Source organism: Citrobacter sp. Cpo090 (genome assembly GCF_030332665.1).
Classification (GTDB): Bacteria; Pseudomonadota; Gammaproteobacteria; order Enterobacterales; family Enterobacteriaceae; genus Citrobacter; species Citrobacter portucalensis.
On the sequence record NZ_JAOWHK010000031.1, the window covers coordinates 61151 to 85693 of the forward strand.

The following is a 24543-nucleotide window of genomic DNA, read 5'->3' on the forward strand; positions in this document are numbered from 1 at the left end:
AAATGACTCCAGAGGGTTAACATTCTTCGCGCTGCATTGTAGCATCGCGTTAATTCATAACCGAGTATCCATCATGTCTGAGCCAAAAAGGCTGTTCTTTGCGATTGAATTGCCAGGCGAGGTTCGGGAGCAGCTAATCCACTGGCGGGCCGCGCAGTTCCCCCCGGAGGCGGGTCGTCCCGTCGCCGCTGATAATCTGCATCTGACGCTGGCCTTTCTAGGCGACGTCAGCGACGAGAAGCAGCAGGCGCTGTCGCAACTCGCGGGACGTATTCGCCAGCCGGGTTTTACGCTCAAATTCGATGATGCCGGGCAATGGTTGCGATCCCGGGTCGTGTGGCTGGGAATGCGTCAGCCGCCGCGCGGACTGCTGCAACTGGCAAATATGCTGCGAGCACAAGCCGCGCGCAGCGGGTGCTACCAAAGCCCGCAGCCGTTTCATCCACATATCACGCTGCTGCGCGATGCCGGCCACGCGGTGCAAATCCCGCCACCGGGCTTTGGCTGGTCGTTTCCAGTCACGGAATTTGCGCTTTATTCCTCCTCATTTGCGCGAGGACGCACGCGTTACACGCAGTTGCAACGCTGGACGCTGACTGAATAATCAAAGGGACTGTTTATGCAATTTTCTCCACCTTTACAACCAGCAACGCTCATTCAGCGCTATAAGCGCTTTTTAGCGGATGTGATCACACCAGATGGCACAGAGTTAACGCTACACTGCCCAAATACCGGTGCGATGACCGGATGCGCAACGCCAGGTGACACCGTTTGGTATTCGACATCAGAAAATACTAAACGCAAATATCCACATACCTGGGAATTAACGCAAACTCAATCCGGTGAATTTATTTGTGTTAACACGCTGTGGGCCAACAGATTAACGAAAGAGGCGATTCAGCAGGCGTTAATTTCAGAAGTTTCAGGCTACAGCACTTTGAAAAGTGAAGTAAAATACGGCGCCGAAGGGAGCCGCATCGACTTTTTGTTACAGGCAGATTCCCGACCTGACTGCTATATTGAAGTGAAATCAGTCACGTTGGCGGAAAAAGAGCAGGGTTATTTTCCCGATGCCATCACTGAACGAGGTCAGAAGCATCTTCGGGAATTGATGAGCGTAGCTGCTGAAGGCAAGCGGGCAGTGATATTTTTCGCCGTGCTACATTCAGCCATTACACGGTTTTCACCCGCGCACCATATCGATGCGAAATATGCGCAATTATTAGTTGAAGCACAGCTTAAGGGGGTAGAAATTCTGGTTTATAAAGCGGAACTTTCTGCCCACGGTATGACTCTTAAAGAGCCGTTGCCCATTACCTTGTAATGGTGTAAATATCTGGTCAATTAGTATTCCGGGCGCGTGGGCAAATACGCTTTTCCTCACAGGGTTGTCAAGTGTTACGTTTAGATAATTGCTATCCGGAAAAGCATCTGCTATTTATAGCGACCTGATTTTTCCCCCGAACATGGGGATCGATAGTGCGTGTTAAGGAGAAGCAACATGCAAGAAGGGCAAAACCGTAAAACATCGTCCCTGAGTATTCTCGCCATCGCTGGGGTGGAGCCGTACCAGGAGAAACCGGGCGAAGAGTATATGAACGAAGCCCAGCTGTCGCACTTCAGGCGTATTCTTGAGGCATGGCGCAATCAACTTAGGGATGAAGTCGATCGCACCGTAACTCATATGCAAGACGAAGCGGCTAACTTCCCTGATCCGGTGGACCGCGCCGCACAGGAAGAAGAATTCAGCCTTGAGCTGCGTAACCGTGACCGTGAGCGCAAACTGATCAAAAAGATCGAGAAGACGCTGAAGAAAGTAGAAGACGAAGATTTCGGCTACTGCGAATCATGCGGCGTAGAAATTGGTATTCGCCGTCTGGAAGCGCGTCCGACAGCCGATCTGTGCATCGACTGTAAAACGCTGGCAGAAATCCGCGAAAAACAAATGGCAGGTTAATTCCGGTCATTTTTACCACGTTTACTACAGGCGGGAGCTTCTCCCGCCTTATTATTTGTTAGTCCGCAAAATGAGCGATTCACACTATATAGGCCGCTTCGCCCCTTCCCCTTCTGGCGAACTGCATTTCGGTTCACTGATTGCCGCCCTCGGGAGTTACCTGCAGGCCCGCGCCAGGCGCGGAATCTGGCGAGTACGCATTGAAGATATTGACCCCCCTCGTGAAGTTCCCGGTGCTGCAGACACGATACTGCGTCAGCTGGAACATTACGGACTGCACTGGGATGGCGATATTTTATGGCAATCCCAACGTCATGATGCCTACCGCGAGGCGCTCGCCTGGCTGCACCAACAGGATCTGAGCTATTACTGCACCTGTACGCGCGCGCGTATTCAAAGCGTCGGAGGCATTTACGACGGCCACTGCCGCGAGTTACGCCACGGGCCGGAAAAGGCGGCAGTGCGCATTAAGCAACGCCATCCGGTAATGCAGTTTACGGACCAACTACGCGGTGAGATTCAGGCTGACCCGCAGCTTGCGAGGGAAGATTTTATTATCCACCGACGCGACGGGCTGTTTGCCTATAACCTCGCCGTGGTGGTTGATGACCACTTTCAGGGCATAACGGAGATTGTACGCGGCGCCGATCTTATCGAACCCACGGTGCGGCAAATCTCTTTGTATCAGCAGTTTGGCTGGCAAGCGCCTGACTATATTCATCTTCCGCTGGCGCTCAACGAGCAAGGCGCTAAACTTTCAAAACAAAATCATGCACCTGCGCTGCCGCAAGGCGATCCGCGTCCGGTGATTATTGCCGCGCTACGCTTTCTCGGCCAGCGTGCCGATATCCCATGGCAGGAGATGCGTGTGGACCAGATCCTGGCATTTGCCGTTGAGAACTGGCGCCTGACAACAGTGCCTGAATCGGCGATCTTAAATCCGGCATTCTCAAATGCATCATGCTGAGCTATGATTAGCCGCTATTTTTACACAGCAACACTTGTTCTGATTGAAGTTTGACACTACCGAGGTGCACTATTTTTACCCGAGTCGCTAATTTTTGCCGCAAGGTGCTAAGCCGCGAGGAGCGCGAGGCTGAGCTCGCCGTCGCCCGTCCACATATGACGGTAATTCCGCGTGAGCAGCACTCTATCTCCCGCAAAGATATCAGTGAAAATGCCCTGAAGGTAATGTACAGGCTCAATAAGGCCGGATACGAGGCATGGCTGGTTGGCGGTGGCGTGCGCGATCTTTTGCTGGGCAAAAAGCCGAAAGATTTTGATGTCACCACTAACGCAACGCCGGATCAGGTGCGAAAACTGTTTCGTAACTGCCGCCTGGTAGGTCGCCGTTTCCGTCTGGCCCATGTCATGTTTGGCCCGGAAATTATCGAAGTGGCAACTTTCCGCGGTCATCATGAAGGCAGCGAATCCGATCGCACAACCTCACAGCGTGGGCAGAACGGTATGCTGCTGCGCGACAACATCTTCGGCTCTATCGAAGAAGATGCCCAGCGTCGCGACTTCACGATTAACAGCCTGTACTACAGCGTGGCCGATTTCACCGTACGTGATTACGTCGGGGGAATGCAGGATCTCGAAGAGGGCATCATTCGCCTGATCGGTAATCCGGAAACGCGCTATCGCGAAGATCCCGTTCGCATGCTGCGCGCCGTACGCTTTGCCGCCAAGCTCGACATGCGTATCAGCCCGGAAACCGCGGAGCCTATCCCGCGTCTGGCAACGCTGCTTAACGATATTCCTCCCGCACGTCTGTTTGAAGAAGCGCTCAAGCTGTTACAGGCGGGCTATGGGTACGAAACCTATAAAAAGCTGCGTGAGTACAGCCTGTTCCAGCCGCTGTTCCCAACCATTACGCGCTACTTCACCGAAGACGGTGACAGCCCGATGGAACGCATCATTGCCCAGGTATTGAAGAATACCGACAACCGCATTCACAATGATATGCGCGTTAACCCGGCCTTCTTGTTCGCGGCAATGTTCTGGTATCCGCTACTGGAAGCCGCACAGAAAATTGCGCAAGAAAGCGGTCTGGCCTACTACGACGCTTTCGCGCTGGCAATGAACGACGTGCTGGACGAAGCCTGCCGCTCACTGGCGATCCCGAAACGTCTGACCTCGCTGACCCGCGATATCTGGCAGCTGCAGTTACGGATGTCCCGTCGCCAGGGTAAACGCGCCTGGAAGCTGATGGAACATCCAAAGTTCCGCGCCGCTTACGACCTGTTAGCCCTGCGTGCCGAAGTCGAACACAATGCGGAATTGCAGCGACTGGCGAAATGGTGGGGTGAATTCCAGGTTTCTGCGCCGCCGGAACAAAAAGGTATGCTGAACGAGCTGGATGAAGAGCCAGACGCACGTCGGCGCCATCGTCGCCCGCGTAAACGCGCGCCACGCCGTGAAGGCTCCGCATGACCCATCACGTATACCCAACAAATTTCGAGTCGCATCAAGGTGGTGACACAGATGCAGCTTGAAAAACGACGGGTATATATCGCCCTCGGCAGTAATTTAGCCTCCCCTCTGGAGCAGGTTAATGCTGCCGTGAAAGCGATAGGTGAAATCCCTGACAGCCGAATCGTGGCTGTCTCTTCGTTCTACCGTACGCCGCCATTAGGCCCACAGGATCAACCCGATTACCTGAACGCCGCCGTCGCGCTGGAAACCACCCTCGCACCGGAAGAATTGCTCAATCACACCCAACGCATTGAGTTACAGCAGGGCCGGGTGCGCAAAGCTGAACGCTGGGGACCGCGAACGCTGGACCTCGACATTATGCTGTTTGGCGATAAAGTGATTAACACCGAACGTCTGACCGTGCCGCACTACGACATGAAAAACCGTGGTTTTATGCTGTGGCCGTTATTCGAAATTGCTCCTGAGCTTATCTTTCCGGATGGTATCAGCCTGCATCAGCACCTTACCCATCTTGGTGCAGCAAAACCTGCACACTGGTAAAGCATCTCCTCCCCTTTAGCGTTTACTGCTTTAGCGCCAAACGATTGCTTAAAACAATTGCCCCCCTGAATGTGACTGTTAGAATGCCGATAAATATGACTTTCATTATCAGGAAATGTTATGAAACCCACCACCATTTCACTGCTGCAGAAATGCAAGCAAGAGAAAAAACGCTTCGCGACAATTACCGCCTACGACTACAGCTTCGCTAAGTTATTTGCCGACGAAGGTATCAATGTGATGCTGGTTGGCGACTCGCTGGGCATGACGATTCAGGGACATGATTCCACTCTGCCCGTGACCGTTGAAGATATCGCTTACCACACTCGTGCCGTGCGTCGTGGCGCGCCCAACTGTCTACTGCTCTCCGACCTGCCGTTTATGGCTTACGCCACCCCAGAACAGGCGTTTGAAAACGCCGCGGTGGTCATGCGTGCGGGCGCCAATATGGTCAAAATTGAAGGCGGCGCCTGGCTGGTCGATACGGTGAAAATGCTCACTGAACGCGCCGTGCCGGTTTGTGGTCATCTGGGATTAACGCCCCAGTCGGTGAATATCTTCGGCGGCTATAAAATTCAGGGCCGCGGCGATGCCGGACAAGTGCTACTGGATGACGCACTGGCCTTAGAAGCCGCTGGCGCTCAGTTACTGGTGCTGGAGTGCGTACCGGTTGAGCTGGCGAAGCGTGTCACCGAAGCGCTGTCGATTCCGGTGATTGGTATTGGTGCCGGTAACGTCACCGACGGGCAAATTCTCGTTATGCATGATGCGTTTGGCATTACCGGCGGCCATATCCCAAAATTTGCGAAGAATTTCCTCAATGAAGCAGGCGACATGCGTGCCGCGGTGCGGCAGTATAGGGCTGAAGTGGAGTCCGGCGTTTACCCGGGTGAAGAACACAGTTTCCACTAATTTTTCTGACTGTGCCAGATGACAACGCTACGTTTATTATCCGGCCTACGGTTCATCAGGCAACTCAAGGAGTCTTGTTGTGCTAATCATTGAAACCCTGCCGCTGCTGCGCCAGCATATTCGTCGTCTGCGTCAGGAAGGTAAACGCGTCGCACTGGTTCCCACTATGGGCAACCTGCACGACGGCCATATGAAGCTGGTCGACGAGGCAAAAGCCCGGGCCGATGTGGTAATCGTCAGCATTTTCGTCAACCCGATGCAGTTTGATCGACCGGACGATCTGGTACGTTATCCGCGCACGCTGCAGGAAGATTGTGAAAAACTGAACAAGCGCAAAGTCGATTATGTATTTGCGCCAGCCGTAGAAGAAATCTACCCGCAGGGCCTGGAAGGCCAGACTTTCGTTGACGTCCCCGGCCTTTCCACCATGCTGGAAGGCGCCAGCCGTCCAGGTCATTTCCGCGGCGTTTCCACAATCGTCAGCAAGCTGTTCAACCTGATCCAGCCAGACATCGCCTGCTTTGGTGAGAAAGATTTCCAGCAACTGGCGCTAATCCGCAAAATGGTCGCGGACATGGGTTATGACATTGAGATCGTCGGTGTGCCGATTATTCGCGCCAAAGACGGTCTGGCTCTCAGCTCGCGTAACGGTTATCTGACCGCAGAGCAGCGCAAAATCGCGCCGGGTCTGCATAAAGTGATGAATAGCATCGCTGAAAAGCTGATTGCGGGTAATCGTGAACTGCAAGAGATTATTACCATTGCCGAACAGGAACTGAATGAAAAAGGCTTCCGCGCCGACGATATTCAAATCCGTGATGCCGACACGCTGCTGGAGCTGACGGAAACCAGTAAACGTGCGGTAATTCTGGCCGCCGCCTGGCTGGGTCAGGCGCGTCTGATCGATAATCAAAGCGTTACATTAGCCCAGTAGACAGGGGTTAAAAATCGGGCAATACTGCCTGATAATTTCTCAAAGCAGGCCACAAACGCCTGCTTAGCTAGGGTAAACGACAGGGTATAGAAGTTATGATTCGCACTATGCTGCAAGGCAAGCTCCACCGTGTAAAAGTCACGCAGGCGGACCTGCACTACGAAGGCTCCTGCGCCATCGACCAGGATTTCCTCGATGCCTCAGGTATTCTGGAAAACGAAGCTATTGATATCTGGAACGTGACCAACGGTAAACGTTTCTCAACCTATGCGATTGCGGCTGAACGCGGATCCAGAATCATCTCGGTGAATGGTGCAGCGGCCCATTGCGCTGATGTTGGCGATATTGTAATTATCGCCAGCTTCGTCACCATGTCAGATGAAGAAGCCCGTACCTGGCGCCCGAAAGTGGCTTATTTTGAAGGCGACAACGAAATGAAGCGCACCGCGAAAGCCATTCCGGTTCAGGTTGCATAATTAGTAATATAATAACAATTCATCCACCGAATAAATATTTTGCGGATGAATTGTTTATTTTAATTAATTCATTACCTATCCATTACTAATATATTATATTATCAACAAATAGCCTTCTCACATAATTCTTTGTTTATTAAGCAAAAGAAACTTCACTTAAGAGTAACTGAAGAATTTCTAATTCAACCCCCATTTATTTATTACAACACGCCCTATACACTGCGCTGCGAAATTAAATGTTTCAACAAATAATATACTCAAGTCCACATGGCAAAATGTATATTATTTATAATTAAATCTCTATATATGGATATGAGAAATGTCTTTTAAAAAATATGGTTTGGCAGCAGCTATTGTTATGGCATTAGGCGCAGGTTCCGCTATGGCAGCAGATCCTGATACAGGCACCATTACTTTCCACGGTCTGGTTTCTAATAACACCTGTAAAATCTCTTTGGATCAAAAAATCGATCAGAACGGTAACGATTTCGACGTTAACCTGGATACCGTATTTGTGAAAGATTTTGCCAATGCGTTGGGCACAGCCAGCACCCTGGGTGAGAAGAAATTCACTCTGTCCCTGACGGGTTGTGATCCACTAACCGTGAAGCAAGCATCTGCACAGTTTGATTCCTGGGCCGGTTCTTCTTCTACTGATAAAGGTCTGCTGGTTCCACCGGCAAACGCTCAGGGCGCAGCTAAAAATGTAAACCTTGTACTGTCTAACGACGGTAACTCAGCAACCGATCAAATCAAAATCGATCAGACCAACAACACCCAGAAAGCAACTGTTGATGCAACCGGTACAGGTAACCTGTACTACCGCGTAGCCTACACCCAGGGTCAGGGTTGGGATGCAGCAAACAGCCCAGTATCTGCGGGTACCGTGCAGGCACAGGTTGCCTTCACTATGATTTACGAATAATCAATTTCGTTTTCATCACTGTAATTATCCCCCAGCGCCTGTTGGGGGATTATTGTTTATCACGCCAAAAGGAAGTGGAAATGCTTCGTGCTTCGTTGTTTAAAGGATTAAAAGTCACCTGTCTCGCTGCGGCATTTCTAACGGCATTTCAGGCTAGCGCAGATATCGTGATATCAGGAACACGTATCATATATCCTCAGTCATCTAAGGATGTGATAGTTAATCTGGATAACCGGGGCAATAAACCGTTGCTGGTACAATCCTGGCTGGATGATGGCCGTGACGGTACTAATCCTCAGGAACTTAAGCTACCTTTTGTTATCACTCCGCCTGTATCGCGTATTGATCCGCAGAAAGGTCAATCTGTGCGAATTACCTATCTGGGAGGAGCATTACCCCAGGATCGTGAATCTTTATTTTGGTTTAACGTACTTGAAATCCCGCCTAAAGCAAAAGCGAAAGAGGGAGAAAGTCTGAACCAACTCCAACTGGCATTTCGTACGCGCATAAAATTATTCTATCGCCCGGATGGACTGAAAGGTACGCCAGGAGATGCAGCGACAAATATTACATGGTCGCAAAAGAAAAACGGAAATAGTGTCTCACTTGTGGCGCATAACAATTCCCCGTACAACGTTTCCATTTCTGCAGTGAAATTTAAAACAGCAGCAAAAACGTTTGACGTGACGAACCAATCTGTTCTGCCATTTAGCGACGCCGCAATGGCTGTGAATGGATTGACAAATCCCACAAGCGGTACCGTTCAGTTTACTACTATAAATGACAATGGCGGCAATGATAACCGTGAAGCTATCGTCAAATAAACTGGCGCTTATTTAACACTACCCTGCCTGTTTTAACGCTGCGGGTAACGATTACCCGCATTGACAAATGGATGTGCCATGTTGTTTCGACGCTCGTTATTATGCCTCGCGGTCACTACCGCTTTACCTTTATGCGTTTGCGCCGCTGACAAATCCCCGGTTGAACAAATGCCGGAGAGTGATGGTGCGGTTGAATTTAACGATCAGTTTTTATTGAATAGCGGCGGCAATATTGATGTCAGCCGTTTTGCGCACGGCAACCCCGTTTTACCGGGAACCTACCGTGCCAAAGTAAATCTGAATGGTACCTTGAAATCAACATCCGAAATTACATTCAAGGATAATGGCACGCCTCGCGCTACGCCGTGCATAACCAAACTGCTGCTGGCACAGTCTGGCGTTGATACCCATATGCTGGATGATGATATTGCGGATGAAGATAATACGACATGCGTCGATACTAAAAAATTCTACCCAGGTTCATCGGCTAATTTCGACAGCGGTAAGCAGGCAATGGATCTCAATTTTCCGCAGATCTATGTTCTGAAACGCCCAGCAGGGTATGTTGATCCGTCGCTCTGGGAAAATGGTATCCCTGCTGCATTGCTTTCTTATGACATGAACGCCTGGCATAGCGAAAGTAATGGAAGTACATCTGACACCGGCTATGCAGGCCTTCGCTATGGCTTGAATATGGGGCCGTGGCGTCTGCGTTCACGCGGAAACGTCAACTGGGATCAAGATAACGGCACAACCTACAGAAGCCAGGATATCTATCTCCAGCGCGATATAACCCGCCTTAGCGCGCAAATGGTGTTTGGTGATTCCTACACCCGTGGTGAAGCCTTTGACTCCGTCAGCCTGCGCGGGGCGAGGATGTATAGCGACGATCGCATGTTGCCAATGGGGTCCACGGGTTACGCACCAGTAATCCGCGGTGTGGCGAACAGTAACGCAAAAGTCAGCGTCTCTCAGAGCGGAAATAAGATTTACGAAACGACTGTCCCGCCAGGCGCATTTGAAATCAACGACCTGAGCACTACCGGCTACGGTAACGATCTTCTGGTGACGATTGAAGAAGCGGACGGCAGCAAACGTTCATTTACCGTTCCGTTCTCCTCTGTGACACAAATGCTGCGCCCAGGCGCCACACGTTGGGATATGGGCGTCGGGGAACTTAATGATGATTCATTATCCGAAAAACCAAAAGTCGGTTACGGCACATTTTATTATGGCCTGAACAATACATTCACGGGATATGTGGGTGCGCAATATAGCGACATGGATTTTTATGCCGGATTAGTCGGTCTGGCAATGAATACCGAAATTGGGGCATTTGCATTTGATATTACCCAATCACACGCGGACATTGACGGGCTTGGCACGCTCAGCGGACAAAGCTATCGTTTAACGTATAGCAAAATGATCGCTGCGACCAACACGTCATTTAACGTAGCGGCTTATCGTTTTTCAACCGAAGATTATTTGAGTCTGAACGATGCGGCATCGCTTGAGGACAGCATCCAGCACCAAAAATATGCCAACCGTAGCTATGACTCAAGCACCAGTCTTTACGATGATTACCAGCGAACCAAGAACCAGGTTCAAATTAGCCTTAACCAACCGCTGGAATCAAATGGCACAGAATATGGTTCGTTATTCGTCAGCGGCACATGGCAAGACTATTGGAACGGTGCAAGCTCATCATCGAACTATAACATTGGTTATAACAACAGTTTTGCCTATGGCAGTTACAGCCTGTCGGTACAACGTACCTATGATCAAACGGGAGCGAAAGACGATAGCGTTTATTTAAGTCTGAGTATTCCGTTAAGTGTTTTCTCAAATAAAGATACACGATCTGGCGGTTTCTCGAATATCAACATGGGCCTGCGCTCAGATCTGAAGGGTGGTACCAGCTTTAACTCATCCGCAAGCGGAAATACGCAGGACAATAAGGTGAGCTATTCCGTCAGTGCGGCCTCCAGTGGTGGCAACTACGGTAATCTCAACCAGGTCAGTGGCTACAGTTCATGGAACAGCGAATATGGCCCGCTCGGTATTTCGGCATCGTTCGGCGACGATAACAGCAAACAATATTCCGCAACCTACAGCGGTGGAATGGTATTGCATTCCGGCGGTCTGTCTCTTGCACCTGGCAGCATTGGCGATAACGACTCTCTGGCATTGGTAAAAGCCAGTGGTGCCAAAGGCGCCCGTCTCGGTTATGGCAACAGCGAAATCGACAGCTCCGGTTACGGCATTCTGCCATATATGTCTGCCTACCGTGAAAACCGCGTCTCGTTAGATATCAGCACGCTCGAAAACGATGTTGAGGTTAAAAACACCAGCGAAGTAACCGTGCCGCGTAGCGGATCTATTGTTCTGGTGAATTTTGAAACCGACGAAGGGCGCTCGCTTATTCTGGAACTTCAGCGCAGTGATAAAGGCTTTATTCCCCTGGGCGCAGACGTGTTCAATGAGAAAAACGAACCTGTAGGATCGGTTGGTCAGGCAGGACAGGCGTATGTTCGCGGTATAGAAGATCAGGGAATTCTGCATATCGTTTGGGGCAATGGTAAAGACAGTTCTTGTTCGGTTCATTATCAATTAACCCAAACAACCACAAAAGCGGGTCTGACACCTATTTTAAGCAATCAGCTATGCCAAATGTAATGATTTCTACAACAAGGAATAACATCCATGGGAAATAATATGAAGAAACAACGTTGCGGTTATTCTTTAATCGCATTAGCAATGTTAGCGATGACGGGGTCTGCAGCGGCAACCGATCTCAACGTTAACTTTACGGCAAATATTCGCGAAACCACCTGCGATATGAAACTAGTTGGTGGTACAGGCTCAGATACAGATCAATCAATAACGTTCGGCAAAGATGGGCAGGTTCGTATTGATGATGTCAGAGCTGGTAACGTTACGGCGCAATTTAAAATTGCCATTATTGAATGTCCTTCATCCTTAAAGTCATTAAAGACAACGGTCAAGGGAAGCCCTGCATCTGTTTTACCGACGGCGCTGACTAACCAATTAATCGCAAGCGGCGGCGCGAACTGGTCAGGGGTAGAAATTGCGCGTGCTTCTGCACCAACGCAACCATTCCTCATTAACTCCACTGACGATGCAAAACGTCTGGTATGGACGACAACCGAAATAGAAACCCAAAAAGAAGTGCCTCTTATCGCTACGCTGCGGGAAACAAACCCAGGCCAAATGTCAATCGGTGCATTCCAGACCGTCGCTACCTTTGAATTTACTTACGAATGATTTGAGCAGGATAACGGAGCAATATTATGAAATTTAACTCAACTTTTATCGCCCTGTCTGCATCTGCCATTTTATTCACTGGAATGGCAAACGCGGCAATTACCGGCACACCAAGTGTAAAAATGACATTTCTGACCACCGTGACATCAGGTACCTGCACGGCAAAACTGGTCAACAGCGCTGGCACTGAAACAGCAGAAATCGGTTTTGGTGACGTATTCAAATCCGACCTGGTAAACAAAACCCGTGTAGAACCATTCAAAATTACCTTTAGCAGTTGCTCTGGTGTAACAAAAGCGACCGTATCGGCTGCGAAAGGTTCTGGTGGAAAATGTTCTGGCATCACCAACAGCGGTGACTCTTACTCTGGCGGCTTAGCCACGGGCTTTGAAGTCTGGTCAGGCGTTGTCGACACCGGCGTACTGATGAAATGCAACACACCGCCAGCGGCTCAGGAAGTTACCATTGCTAACGGCACAGGTGAATTCCCGATGAACTCACGTATCGTCGTAGGGCAAGGCCAAACTATCGCTGATGTGACGGCCGGCGGGGTTACTGCGCCAGTGACGTTTACAATTACCTATCCATAATTCCAGGAACCATCATGCAACTAACACCGTTTACTTTTTTCCAGCCCGGTCTTGTGTTGCTTATGGGGCTGGCTAGTACGACCCTGCCAGGCGTAAGCCTGGCAGGGTCGGGGCTCGACGTTAACCTTACAGCCAATATAGTAAACAGCACATGTAAGTTAACCGTGGAGAATGGCGGAGAAATCTATCTGCCAACGGTAATGCGCAGTTGGTTTTACAACAGTGATAACAGTAACCGCTATTCACCTACCGATGAAGCGGGTGGCACACCATTTAATATCCATATAGATAACTGTGAAGATGGCCCAGATATAAAACAGCTTCAATTTCGTTTTTCACCACAATCCGGTTTCGTCGATAACCAGAAGCAGGTGTTCAAAAACGATGCTGTCTCTGGCGCGGCACAAAATGTGGGTATTGTCATATTTTCCGATGCCTATAAAACGAACGTGCTAAATAGTGACGGCAGTTCCAGCGTTATTTACAGCGTGGATGGTCAGAAAAGTAGCAATTACCTGACGGACTATACGTTTTATGCGCGTTACCAGAATACCGGCTTAGTGAGTGGCGGAATTGTCACCAGCAAGGTATTGGTCGATGTTAGCTATGAGTAAAACCGGACAGAAAGACAATGGGAATATTTAGTGTCATAAAGGAATACATCAATATCCGTTTACTGCTCAAAATAGTGCTTAGCACTTTATTACTCCAGCAAAGCGTCGCATGGGCTGATGTTGAGTGTCGTTTCGGTCAAGGATATGGCAACACCACAGTCCTTACGAACTCCACCTATACCGGTGGGCCGATACGCATCCCCCCGCCCGGGGGCGGTTTTTATACCATTGCAACTTTTACTACAGGCCTAACGCCAACATTGACTGCACACTGTAGCGTTGGCGACGATGGCGAGGATCTGTGGGGAATTACGGACCCATCCGTTTTTGCTGGATCGTTATACCAGCATGCGATCTTCGAAACCAATATCCCCGGCGTGGTGTATACGGTTTATATTCATACTCCAGATGGCTACGGCGGTTATTTTGCCAGTGATACGAGCAGCTATACTAAAATTGCTGCGGATGATGGAGTTGAGGGCAACTGGGATGGAAAAACGTTTAACGCAACCATTGAAATTAGAGTAACAGATGATTTTCATGGAAACCCGAATGACTTGACGGTAATTACGCCCAAAGCAGGAACGCTTGGTTCAATGAGTTTAGGTGTTCATACCGATAGCAATAACCAGCCCTGGAAATTCACCGTGGATGAGTCATCGTTTCAGATACCTGTAATATTACCAACCTGCGATATTACGGCATTATCCACTGGCAATAATACTGTTGATATGGGTGATTATTATGTATCAGATATTAAGGGTAATAACGCCAGAAAAGTGCCATTTGCTATTACAGCCAGCGACTGCACCAGCGTAGCGAAAATAACTACCAAGATGACATCGACAATACTAACGGGGAATAATCTTCTCCTGGGGAATACCCTATCCGGTGAAGCCGCTGGCATGGGCGTAAAAATTTACCATGGCGATAACCAAACGTTAGTTCCAAATGATGATACCTCTATCGATATGCAAAAGGACGATTCAATCCCTGGCTCCATCACGGTAAATTTCAACGCGCAACTGGTTCCGGATGGTAATGCCTTTAAAGCGGGTCAGTTTAAAGCGACAAGTATTTTTACCATGAGCTATGACTAATTAACTGACGGACTATACGTTTTATGCGCGTTACCAGAATACCGCTGCCGTTACAGCGGGCACAGTAACCAGCAAAGTATTGCTTGATGTGAGTTATGAATAAAAGGATTTATCATGAAGTTATCACCGCTATGGACCGTATTACTTTTGTGGGCCGCATCGGATGCGGCCCATGCTAAGGTGGAATGTAAATTTTATAATGGCGACACCCGGCAAATTATGTCGCCTGGCACACAGCCGATCATCACGCTCCGTCCTCCGGTCTCTGAGCCAACCATTATTGCCAGCAACATTACGATGGAACTGACCCCGCAAATGACCACTTACTGCGAAGTGGGTGATGATGCTGAAAACATCTGGCAAATGACGGATAACGCGCTGCTGACAGGCTATACCTCCGATGGAAAGGCGCTGTTCAGAACCAATATCCCAGGTATTGAGTACGCTATTGGTATGTATCCGACCGGGCAAGGCGTCATCGGCTGGTTTCCTCAAAATACGGGATCCTATTACCTCACAGGGAATAGTCATAATAACGAAGGCATATTGGATGAGAAAAAATGGCATGCGCGAATGGATATCTACCAAATGCCGGGTTTTACTAAGGTTCCGGATGGTATTTCATTTATCAGCTCAATAGGCGGACCAATTGGTCATGTTTCCGTCGGTAGAACTATTGGCACCACCGAAGAAGACCATCCACGTCCGCTGATTACCATTTCAGATATGCTGTTTAACATTCCGATTGTTGCGCCCAGCTGTATTCTCACGGCCCCAACAACGGTCGATCTCGGTACCTGGTTCAGAAAAGACGTTGAAAATGATAAAACGACAGAAGTCCCGTTTCAGATTACCGGCTCTTGCGTAGGAACGGTTAAAGTTTCTGTCGTGGCAAAATCAGCAAATACAACGGCGGATAAAGGATTGTTCACCAATGCCATTCAGAGCAACAGTAGCATCACCGCAGCAAAAGGTGCCGCGGTTAAAATTAGCTCTCCTCTTTACTCCCATATGTACGCAGATAGCGCTCCTGAAGTGATTGCTATAGGTGATATCATAGGTACCCCCGTTAATACGGTCAACGCCACCTATAAGGCTAAACTGGTAAAAAGCGGGAGCGAAGCCGTCACGTCCGGTATTTTCGGCACCACCGTCACTTTCCAGGTCACCTACGAATAAGCTACCCCTGCGGCTGATTACTGATCAGCCGCGACATGGTCTCCAGCGAATCCGTTCTTAAGATGTACAAACGTTTCAATAAGAACGGATTATCCCCCGGCTTAACCTTCCCTCTCACCGTGGTGACCGCCATGTGGAATCCCGCATCACCTGCCGCTTTTACCGCCGTAGCGTTATAACCGCCAAACGGGTAAGACAGATACAGGACGTGAGGATTGAACTGGGACAATGCCCGGCGCGAACGGGCGAAATCAAACAGAATATTGTGATAACTGCGGCTCAGCAGGATCGGTCGGTGATTGGCATCAACCCGATGTAAAAAATGGGTGTGCGACTGGAAGTCGAACACGTCCCTTATCTCGTTCAGTTCAGAGAGGCTCATAAACTGCAGTGATTTCGGATCCCACTTCTGCGGGTGACGCTTGATGCGTGAGGAGATGATAAACGCAGTGGCCTTCATACCGTACTGCTTCAGAATCGGGTAAGCATAACGACTCACCGACTTCAGCCCATCATCAAAAGTCAGCACCACCGCCCGCGCCGGGAGATTCATGTTGTTACGGATATAGCCTTCCAGTTGGTACATCGTCAACGTGGTATAGCCACGGTCCTGGAGCCAGGCCATCTGGTTACTGAAGGCGCGTACGGAGGTCGTCGTAGAGGTATGGCGAAAGCGGGTGTTCTCTTCATCGCGCAGAATATGGTGATAGGTTAACACCGGGATGCCGTTGTCTTCCTGCGCATCCAGCGCGCTGACATAAGCCAACCGGCCGCCGATGCGAATCTGGTACCAGGTCTGATTGAGGCGGTCTTTAAGCTTGCTGATAACCGGATAGCGCAGATTATCCACCAGCACACCAAACGGCGCGCTACCGACATCTGGAGCGTTATAAACCGGCGTATCTTTCCAGGTTACCAGGCTTTGATTGCTAAGCGGTTTATTGAGATCGCCCAGGCCATCGTCGACTTTCTGCCGCCCCTGAACGGGCTCCAGATGCCCCTTATCAATAAACCCGGTCCCAAAACCAAAGGTGAATTCATAATAGTCTGCCGCAATTGGCTCAACGGCAAGGATCTGCCCGGCGCGAATATTCCCGACCGTCACCATCTTGTTACCAATCTGCGCCCACACAGCGGCTGCTTCGGTGGTTTGCATATAGCGAGCAGGCAAAGCCGCAGCCACGCTGCCAGAGAAAAGGAGCAACAAAACAAGCAGAACGCGTATAACCATCTGAGATAACCGAGGCGAGAAACCCCGGCTATTGTAGCAAAAGCATCATCAATACCAATGATTAATACTCATACAAATCATGCTTCAACACGAAGGGGGGATTTTTTTGTTGTTGATGCCAGAGGCTGGTGACTTCGGGGCCGCCAAGCGCGACGATGCAATCACGAAACGCAGAGCTGCTCATCGATTCCCGCGACGAAAGCATTCGCTCAAGCAAAGGATAGCTGATACCTGAAATCACTTCACACTTGGGATGTTTATGGCTCATTAACGACGCTACACGGTAAGGCGCGGCCCCGGCCATATCCGTCAGGAAGATCACGCCCTCGCCTGAGTCTGTAGCATGCAGGGCATGGCACATCATGCGACTGAGCATATTCGCGCTGAGCCCACGCCAAAAATTTACCGACTGGCATTGGACCAACGGGCCGTACTTTTTCTCCAGACGATATAGCATATCCTGTGCCTTATCGTCATGACAGGTAATTACCCAACCTAACATTGCCTACCTCCTTAGCAGGCAAGTAGTTTATCAGGGTGATAAATCGGTAATGGTGATAAGCATCAAAAGTCTTCCTCTCCCAGCCTGGGAGAGGAAGAAAGAATTAACTACGCAGACCGCGTCCACGCTGAATCAGATACCAGCACAGCAAGTAAAACGCCGCGATAAACACCACCAGCACACCAAACGTGGTAACCAGGGGAACATCATGAATCCCCAGGAAGCCGTAGCGGAAGCCGCTAATCATGTAGACAATTGGGTTCAGATGCGACAGTCCCTGCCAGAACGGCGGCAGCAGCGTTAACGAATAGAACACGCCGCCCAGATAGGTCAGCGGTGTCAGCACGAAAGTTGGGATCAGGCTGATATCGTCAAAGGTTTTGGCAAAAACTGCGTTCAGCAGGCCAGCCAGCGAAAACAGCACCGCCGTTAACACCAGCGTGAGCGCCACAAAGACCCAGGAATGCACCTGGAACGGTACGAAGAACAGTGAAATAGCCGTGACCAGAATGCCTACGCACAGGCCACGCGCCACGCCGCCGCCGACGAAACCGGCGATAATCACGTGCGTCGGCACCGGGGCAACCAGCAGCTCTTCGATATTGCGCTGAAACTTGGCGCTAAAGAATGACGATGCCACGTTCGCGTACGAGTTGGTGATCACCGCCATCATAATCAGCCCCGGCACAATAAACTGCATGTAGCTAAAACCATGCATTTCGCCGATACGCGAGCCGATCAGGTTACCAAAGATAATAAAATAGAGCGTCATCGTAATGACGGGAGGAACCAGCGTCTGGATCCAGATCCGCATAAAGCGGTGGATCTCTTTCGCCCAGATGCTTTTCAGCGCAACCCAGTAAAGCTGCATCATGCGCGATCTCCTTGTTTTTCATGAACCAGAGAAACAAACAGTTCTTCCAGTCGGTTCGCTTTGTTACGCATACTCAATACCTGAACCCCCTGTGCGCTCAGCTGAGAGAAGACGCTGTTGACCCCTTGTTCACGCAGAACCTCCACTTCCAGCGTGGAAGTGTCGACCAGTCGGTACTGATAACCTTCCAGTTTCGGCAGCGGACTTTTGGGTGCCAAATCGAGGATAAAGGTCTCGGATTTCAGCTTGGAGAGCAGACTCTTCATCGAGGTATTTTCCACCAGCTCGCCGTGCTGAATAATGCCGATATTGCGACACAGCATTTCCGCTTCTTCGAGATAGTGGGTGGTCAGAATAATGGTGGTGCCTTTATCGTTTAAATCCTTTAAAAAGCCCCACATTGAACGACGCAGCTCAATGTCGACGCCCGCCGTTGGTTCATCCAGGATGAGTAATTTTGGCTCGTGCATCAGCGCACGGGCAATCATCAGACGGCGCTTCATCCCGCCGGACAGCATGCGCGCACGCTCGTTACGTTTTTCCCATAAATCGAGCTGCTTTAAATATAATTCGCTGCGTCTGACCGCTTCTTTATGCTCAACACCGTAGTAACCCGCCTGGTTGACCACGATCTGCTGCACGGTTTCAAACGGGTTAAAGTTAAACTCCTGCGGTACCAGACCAAGCTGGCGTTTCGCGTTAACCGTATCTTTTTCGAGATCGTATCCGAAGACGCTCACCCGCCCGGAGGTTTTATTCACCAGCGAGCTGATTATCCCAATGGTGGTGGATTTTCCTGCGCCATTCGGTCCCAAAAGCGCATAAAAATCACCCGCTTCGACTTGCAAATCTATGCCACGTAACGCCTGAACGCCACCGGGATAGGTTTTTTTAAGTTGTTGAAGTTCCAGAGCAATGGTCATGGTTTTTTACTTACCTTACGTTCTGACATTTTATATATAGTTTAATTAATGCTGGAGTTACCCTATATTAGCCCATCGAATTTATCTGGCTTCGGGTCGTACAACTCCATGAAAGACATAGATACACTCATCAGCAACAATGCACTATGGTCAAAGATGCTGGTAGAAGAGGATCCCGGATTTTTTGAAACGCTGACGCATGCCCAGAATCCGCGTTTTCTATGGATTGGATGTTCCGATAGCCGCGTTCCCGCTGAACGTTTAACCGGTCTTGAACCGGGTGAATTATTTGTTCACCGTAATGTTGCTAATCTGGTTATTCACACCGACCTGAACTGTCTCTCAGTGGTTCAGTATGCGGTGGATGTGCTGGAAGTGGAACATATTATTATATGCGGCCACTATGGATGCGGTGGCGTCCAGGCGGCGATTGAAAATAAAGAACAGGGGCTGATTGATAACTGGTTACTGCACATCCGCGATATCTGGTTCAAACACAGCTCACTGCTGGGTGAAATGCCGCAGGAACGTCGCATGGACACCCTGTGCGAACTGAATGTGATGGAACAGGTCTATAACCTGGGCCACTCAACCATTATGCGTTCAGCCTGGAAGCGCGGTCAGAAAGTCACTATTCACGGCTGGGCATACGGTATTCATGACGGTCTGCTGCGCGATCTGGACGTTACCGCCACCAGTCGTGAAACGCTGGAGCAGCGCTATCGTCAGGGCTTGTCTAACCTGAGTCAGAAACACAGCAACCATAAATGATGTGACATTGCCGGGAGGCGGCTACGCCTTACCCGGCCTACAAACCTGCGCCATCAGACGCTGCGGGATTACTCGTCCAGCAGCACCACTTTGCCGACATACGGCAGATGGCGATAACGCTGGGCATAATCAATGCCGTAACCGACCACAAACTCATCTGGAATAGAGAAGCCGATAAACTCGACCGGAACATTCACTTCACGACGAGATGGTTTATCCAGCAGCGTACAAATAGCCAGGGATTTCGGCTCGCGCAGGCTCAGAATTTCACGCACTTTAGACAGCGTGTTGCCGGAGTCGATGATGTCTTCGACAATCAGCACGTCCTTGCCACGAATGTCTTCATCCAGGTCTTTCAGGATTTTAACATCACGCGTGGTAGACATTCCGCTGCCGTAGCTGGATGCCGTCATGAAATCGACTTCGTGAGAGACATGCACTTCACGGCACAGATCCGCCATAAACATAAATGAGCCACGTAACAGACCAACCAGCACCATATCGCTGCCGCTGTCCTTGTAACGTTCGTTAATCTGGCGCCCCAGTTCAGCAATACGCGCTTTGATCTCCGCTTCCGGGATCATCACTTCAACAGTATGTTTCATAAACCCTATAACTCACTGATTTTTATCAGTTGACACATCATGCAGATCGAAAGAAAGCGCTTACGTTGATACACCGACTGACAGACGGCGACCCGCTCTAACCACAAAACTTGCGACAGCATACAAACAATTCAGTTGATGAAGTATACCAGTAAAGAGAGCGGGTTCCTCTGATAGTTCACAGGAGAACCCGTTTGCAGCGTTTTTTGTGCGCTTATTAATCAAAACCAGGAACGCTGGCAGCCTGTGACTAAAACGTTTCCCAATGCGGGTCTTGTGTCGTACTCCCCACAGAAGTCGCTCGTGGGGCATTCTTAGGTGGATTTCGATGCTCACTGTTGGAGGCATCGCGAGTGATACGAAATGCTGCCACGGCCAGGCGTAACTGTTCAGCTTGTTGTTCCAACGAAGCGGCGGCGGCAGCAGACTCTTCTACCAGCGCGGCGTTTTGTTGTGTGACACTGTCCATCTGCGAGACTGCGAGGCTCACCTGCTCAATCCCCCTACTCTGCTCCTCCGAGGCGGAGGCGATTTCCCCCATGATGTCCGTCACGCGGGTGACCGCTGCGACAATCTCTTTCATCGTTTTACCCGCGTCCGACACCTGCTGAGATCCCATCCCCACGCTGTGAGTTGAGTTATCAATCAACGCTTTGATCTCTTTGGCTGCCTGAGCGCTACGACTTGCCAGGGTACGGACTTCACCCGCCACAACAGCAAATCCGCGTCCCTGCTCTCCTGCTCTGGCTGCCTCAACCGCCGCGTTGAGCGCCAGGATATTGGTCTGGAAAGCAATACTGTCGATGACGCTGGTGATCTGCGCAATTTGCTGTGAACTACCGGCAATTTCACTCATTGTGTGCACGACTGTATCAACAACCCGTCCACCACGCGCGGCAGTATCAGACGCATTCTTAGCCAGTTGAGTCGCCTGTTTCGCATTGTCCGTATTTTGCTTCACGGTCGCAGTAAGCTGTTCCATGCTGGCGGCTGTCTCTTCAAGTGAAGCAGCCTGCTGCTCAGTACGCGAAGACAGATCGTTATTACCTGATGAGATTTCCGCTGCACCGCTATGAATCGATTCTGAGCTGTTACGCACCGACGTGACTGTCGAAATCAGCGACTGTCGCATTTCATCTAAGCCCGTCGCCAAACGCCCCATTTCATTACGTCCCTGGACGTCGAGTTGATGGGTCAGATCACCACGGGTAATAATGCGGATATGCTCCATGATCTGCGCCAGGGGTTTAAGCAGCATATGCTGCAACCCACTCCAGATCATGCCCAGAACGATGAGCACAGCGACGACAATTGCCCCTAACGTCCATTGCATGCGGGTAAAGCTGTGCTGATTCTCCGCCGCCGCGTGCTGCAGCAGCGCGTTATTTTCGTTACGCCACTGGTCATAGCTGGCTTCCATCTCATCCTGCGCCTTCTGAGCATCAAGATCGCCATAGGCCTGATAGTTATTCGCGCGCAGATACTCTATCGATAACGCCATCACGTCGTGCATCTGCCGATACTGTTTTTCCATTTCAGATGCAATTTGCGGATTCTGCCCCGACACCTGCGGCAATGACTGATAATGCGCGAAGTATCCCTCAGCCTTTTTCATCGACTCACTCGCCGTTTTTAGCAAAGTATCAATTGCCGCCAGTGAGGCCGGATCGCGTTGATTCTTTAAGAAACGAATTGCTACGCGAGTTACTGTTACCCGGGTTTTAATCAGCGTATTGACACTATCACTCAGATTTTCCTGTTGGGCATTCAGGGTGCCTGAGTTCTGGAAATTATGGCGATCATTGTTTACCGCAGAATAAAAAAAGCTTCCTGTCACGACCTGTAGCAAACAGAAAATGGCGAGAACCAGAAGAATGCCGGTAATTACGCGCACATTTTTAATCATAGTATTTCATCCATTGAACTCACATTGGGTACCCAATAATTATCGGCTTCAAAGGCGATTACTTTATGTGCAATAGCAGAATTTGCAGGAGGAGGGAGTCGTGCGGTGAAACGCTGGAAAGAGACTGTGTCTTATCCGGCCTACGAGAGATTTCTGCAGGCCGGATAAGCACAGCGCGATTTATTTAGACGGTGAAGCCGAGCATCATTCCGGTATCTTCATGCTCTAACAGGTGGCAGTGCGCCATATAGGCATGCTCTTTTGGCGCGTCGTGGTCAAACTTCACCAATACCTCGCTCACGCCGCCTTCTACCCTCACCGTGTCCTTCCATCCCGCGCGGTGTGCGGCTGGCGCTTTGCCGTTCTCAGACAGAATGCGGAACTGCGTGCCGTGAATGTGGAACGGATGCAGCATCATGTCGCCCTGACCGGAAATCACCCAGCGTTCGTGCTGCCCTTTCGCCGCGGCAAACATCGGTTTATTCATATCAAACGCCTGACCATTAATCCGGTTGGCGTTATGGAAGTCGAATGATCCATGCTTCATATTGCCCATATCACCATGCTGCATATTCCCCATCTCACCATGCTGCATATTCCCCATCTCACCGTGGTTCATATTGCCATGATTCATATTGCCGTGGCCCATATTGTCATTATTCATATGGCCCATCATCTTCCCATGATCCATACCCGCCATGGCCTGAGCGCCGTATTTCTTCATCAGCATTTGCATGCCCATCATATCGAGCATCGGATCCATCGACAGCTGCAGCTTGCGCACCGTCAGACCTTCCAGTGACGGCAACGATGGCATGGATGTCAGAGAATCTGGCAGCGTGCCGGAAGCGGTAATCAGCAGCGGCTGAACGCGCATCACCGGGTGCGGCTTATCAAATGGCGCGATCGCCATCCCCATCTGGCTGACTGGAAGAGTGACCAGATCAAAAGCTTTACCGTCACTGACATCCACCAGCACTTCAAAGCGTTCGCCCATCAGCATAGGAAGCTCGGTCACTTTTACCGGTTCCGCCAACAGTCCACCGTCGCTGGCAATGACGTACAAAGGACGATTATCGCTGGCCGCAATGTTCAGTGAGCGTGCGTTACAACCATTCAGCAGACGCAGGCGCAGCCAGCCACGCGGTGCGGCATGTTGAGGATAAATCGCCCCGTTGGTCAGCAGCGTATCGCCAAACCAGCCAACAGCGGCGGTCATGATGTCCAGTTGATAATCAACCTGCCCATCAGCAGAGAACTGTTTGTCCTGAATAATCACCGGTACATCATCAATGCCCCACTGCTTAGGCAGCAGCAGCTTGCGAATCTCTTCATCTTCAATCAGCACCAGTCCGGCCAGTCCCATCGCTACCTGACGACCAGTCTTCCCATGCTGATGCGGGTGGAACCAGCAGGTTGCCGCACGCTGATCCGGTGTGAAGGTCACTGAACGTTTCCCGCCCGCCGGGATAATGCCTTGCGGTCCACCGTCTACTTCACCGGGGATTTCCAGTCCGTGCCAGTGCAACGTCGTTTCTTCGGCAAGCTGGTTGTGGATATCCACGGTCACTGATTGCCCTTTATTCAGCTTGACCGCAGGTCCGAGTAAATTGCCGTTATATCCCCAGGTTGTCGCTGTTTTACCAGCAAAGCTCGACTGTCCGGCTTGCACCACCAACTGCATGCGATTAGATGCATCCGCGGTTAACAGATCTGGAATGGGCAATGCAGGGCGGTCTGCGGCAAATACGCTCCGGCTCCACAGAGGTAACGCTGACGCGACGCCCAGCGCCACGGAGTACTTTAAAAAGTCACGACGTTGCATAATCACTTCCTTATATTCAGCAGCTTAAGCAGGCTATCTTTTAAGCATAAGCCTTCCCCTTACGGGAAGGTCAAGTGAACGGCTAATAATAAAGGTCGTCGCTTCGCTCGCAGTATGCTAACGTTTAAATT

At 50.3% G+C, this 24543-nt stretch carries 25 protein-coding genes; 18 read left to right on the forward strand and 7 right to left on the reverse strand.

Annotation, left to right across the window (positions count from 1 at the left end):
* Positions 1-73 precede the first annotated feature (73 nt).
* The 17 genes from thpR (at position 74) to OGY83_RS15370 (ending at position 15775) form a co-directional block, all read left to right on the forward strand.
* Positions 74-604, forward strand: coding sequence for an RNA 2',3'-cyclic phosphodiesterase (gene thpR / locus OGY83_RS15285; RefSeq protein WP_191227757.1), 531 nt, complete (start codon positions 74-76; stop codon positions 602-604).
* 15 nt (positions 605-619) lie between these two features.
* Positions 620-1324, forward strand: coding sequence for a DNA/RNA nuclease SfsA (gene sfsA / locus OGY83_RS15290; protein ID WP_079937051.1), 705 nt, complete (start codon positions 620-622; stop codon positions 1322-1324).
* Between the two features lie 177 nt (positions 1325-1501).
* Positions 1502-1957: an RNA polymerase-binding protein DksA gene (gene dksA / locus OGY83_RS15295; protein WP_003829221.1), complete on the forward strand. Its 456-nt coding sequence runs from the start codon at positions 1502-1504 to the stop codon at positions 1955-1957.
* Between the two features lie 70 nt (positions 1958-2027).
* Positions 2028-2924, forward strand: coding sequence for a tRNA glutamyl-Q(34) synthetase GluQRS (gene gluQRS / locus OGY83_RS15300; RefSeq protein WP_123268739.1), 897 nt, complete (start codon positions 2028-2030; stop codon positions 2922-2924).
* A 71-nt stretch (positions 2925-2995) separates the two neighbouring features.
* The gene (gene pcnB / locus OGY83_RS15305) at positions 2996-4393 is read left to right on the forward strand and encodes a polynucleotide adenylyltransferase PcnB (RefSeq protein WP_204192014.1); all 1398 of its coding nucleotides are present in this window, start codon (positions 2996-2998) and stop codon (positions 4391-4393) included.
* A gap of 51 nt (positions 4394-4444) precedes the next feature.
* Positions 4445-4936, forward strand: coding sequence for a 2-amino-4-hydroxy-6-hydroxymethyldihydropteridine diphosphokinase (gene folK, locus OGY83_RS15310; protein ID WP_286636236.1), 492 nt, complete (start codon positions 4445-4447; stop codon positions 4934-4936).
* Between the two features lie 120 nt (positions 4937-5056).
* Positions 5057-5848 carry a 3-methyl-2-oxobutanoate hydroxymethyltransferase gene (gene panB, locus OGY83_RS15315; RefSeq protein WP_079937053.1) on the forward strand — a complete coding sequence of 264 codons (792 nt, stop codon included), beginning with the start codon at positions 5057-5059 and terminating at the stop codon, positions 5846-5848.
* A 79-nt stretch (positions 5849-5927) separates the two neighbouring features.
* A complete protein-coding gene (gene panC / locus OGY83_RS15320; RefSeq protein WP_286636237.1) occupies positions 5928-6782 on the forward strand; it encodes a pantoate--beta-alanine ligase in 855 nt (284 codons plus the stop codon).
* Positions 6783-6877: 95 nt separating this feature from the next.
* On the forward strand, positions 6878-7258 hold the full coding sequence (panD, locus tag OGY83_RS15325) for an aspartate 1-decarboxylase (protein WP_003018640.1): 381 nt from the start codon (positions 6878-6880) through the stop codon (positions 7256-7258).
* 319 nt (positions 7259-7577) lie between these two features.
* Positions 7578-8183 (forward strand): fimbrial protein, encoded by a 606-nt coding sequence (locus tag OGY83_RS15330; RefSeq protein ID WP_286636238.1) that lies wholly within the window; start codon positions 7578-7580, stop codon positions 8181-8183.
* Between the two features lie 80 nt (positions 8184-8263).
* Positions 8264-9007, forward strand: coding sequence for a fimbrial chaperone (locus OGY83_RS15335; RefSeq protein WP_286636239.1), 744 nt, complete (start codon positions 8264-8266; stop codon positions 9005-9007).
* Between the two features lie 78 nt (positions 9008-9085).
* A complete protein-coding gene (locus OGY83_RS15340; protein ID WP_286636240.1) occupies positions 9086-11683 on the forward strand; it encodes an outer membrane usher protein in 2598 nt (865 codons plus the stop codon).
* 39 nt (positions 11684-11722) lie between these two features.
* On the forward strand, positions 11723-12292 hold the full coding sequence (locus OGY83_RS15345) for a fimbrial protein (RefSeq protein WP_286636241.1): 570 nt from the start codon (positions 11723-11725) through the stop codon (positions 12290-12292).
* A gap of 26 nt (positions 12293-12318) precedes the next feature.
* Positions 12319-12882, forward strand: coding sequence for a fimbrial protein (locus tag OGY83_RS15350; protein WP_286636242.1), 564 nt, complete (start codon positions 12319-12321; stop codon positions 12880-12882).
* 14 nt (positions 12883-12896) lie between these two features.
* A complete protein-coding gene (locus OGY83_RS15355; RefSeq protein WP_286636243.1) occupies positions 12897-13496 on the forward strand; it encodes a fimbrial-like protein in 600 nt (199 codons plus the stop codon).
* A gap of 17 nt (positions 13497-13513) precedes the next feature.
* Positions 13514-14596, forward strand: coding sequence for a fimbrial protein (locus tag OGY83_RS15360; RefSeq protein ID WP_286636244.1), 1083 nt, complete (start codon positions 13514-13516; stop codon positions 14594-14596).
* A 114-nt stretch (positions 14597-14710) separates the two neighbouring features.
* A complete protein-coding gene (locus OGY83_RS15370; protein ID WP_286636245.1) occupies positions 14711-15775 on the forward strand; it encodes a fimbrial protein StkG in 1065 nt (354 codons plus the stop codon).
* Between the two features lies 1 nt (position 15776).
* Here the strand turns inward: OGY83_RS15370 and OGY83_RS15375 are convergent, their stop codons facing one another.
* The 4 genes from OGY83_RS15375 to OGY83_RS15390 all read right to left on the reverse strand — a co-directional run bounded on the left by OGY83_RS15375 (position 15777) and on the right by OGY83_RS15390 (position 19305).
* A complete protein-coding gene (locus OGY83_RS15375; protein WP_286636246.1) occupies positions 15777-17006 on the reverse strand; it encodes a polysaccharide deacetylase family protein in 1230 nt (409 codons plus the stop codon).
* 61 nt (positions 17007-17067) lie between these two features.
* A complete protein-coding gene (locus tag OGY83_RS15380; protein WP_079937062.1) occupies positions 17068-17508 on the reverse strand; it encodes a PTS sugar transporter subunit IIA in 441 nt (146 codons plus the stop codon).
* A 103-nt stretch (positions 17509-17611) separates the two neighbouring features.
* Positions 17612-18382, reverse strand: a complete 771-nt coding sequence (locus tag OGY83_RS15385) for an ABC transporter permease (protein WP_008786229.1) — start codon at positions 18380-18382, stop codon at positions 17612-17614.
* Positions 18379-19305: an ABC transporter ATP-binding protein gene (locus OGY83_RS15390; protein ID WP_191213400.1), complete on the reverse strand. Its 927-nt coding sequence runs from the start codon at positions 19303-19305 to the stop codon at positions 18379-18381. The genes OGY83_RS15385 and OGY83_RS15390 overlap by 4 nt, the downstream gene beginning before the upstream one ends.
* A gap of 108 nt (positions 19306-19413) precedes the next feature.
* Here OGY83_RS15390 and can point away from each other — a divergent pair, with 108 nt between their 5' ends.
* Complete coding sequence (gene can, locus OGY83_RS15395; protein WP_003018654.1) at positions 19414-20076, forward strand: carbonate dehydratase; 663 nt, start codon at positions 19414-19416, stop codon at positions 20074-20076.
* A gap of 68 nt (positions 20077-20144) precedes the next feature.
* Here can and hpt read toward each other — a convergent pair whose 3' ends face one another.
* From hpt to cueO, 3 genes are all read right to left on the reverse strand, one after another.
* A complete protein-coding gene (gene hpt, locus OGY83_RS15400; RefSeq protein ID WP_003018658.1) occupies positions 20145-20681 on the reverse strand; it encodes a hypoxanthine phosphoribosyltransferase in 537 nt (178 codons plus the stop codon).
* Between the two features lie 250 nt (positions 20682-20931).
* Complete coding sequence (gene tcp, locus OGY83_RS15405; RefSeq protein ID WP_286636247.1) at positions 20932-22587, reverse strand: methyl-accepting chemotaxis citrate transducer; 1656 nt, start codon at positions 22585-22587, stop codon at positions 20932-20934.
* Between the two features lie 184 nt (positions 22588-22771).
* Positions 22772-24412, reverse strand: a complete 1641-nt coding sequence (cueO, locus tag OGY83_RS15410; protein ID WP_286636248.1) for a multicopper oxidase CueO — start codon at positions 24410-24412, stop codon at positions 22772-22774.
* Between the last annotated feature and the right edge of the window lie 131 nt (positions 24413-24543).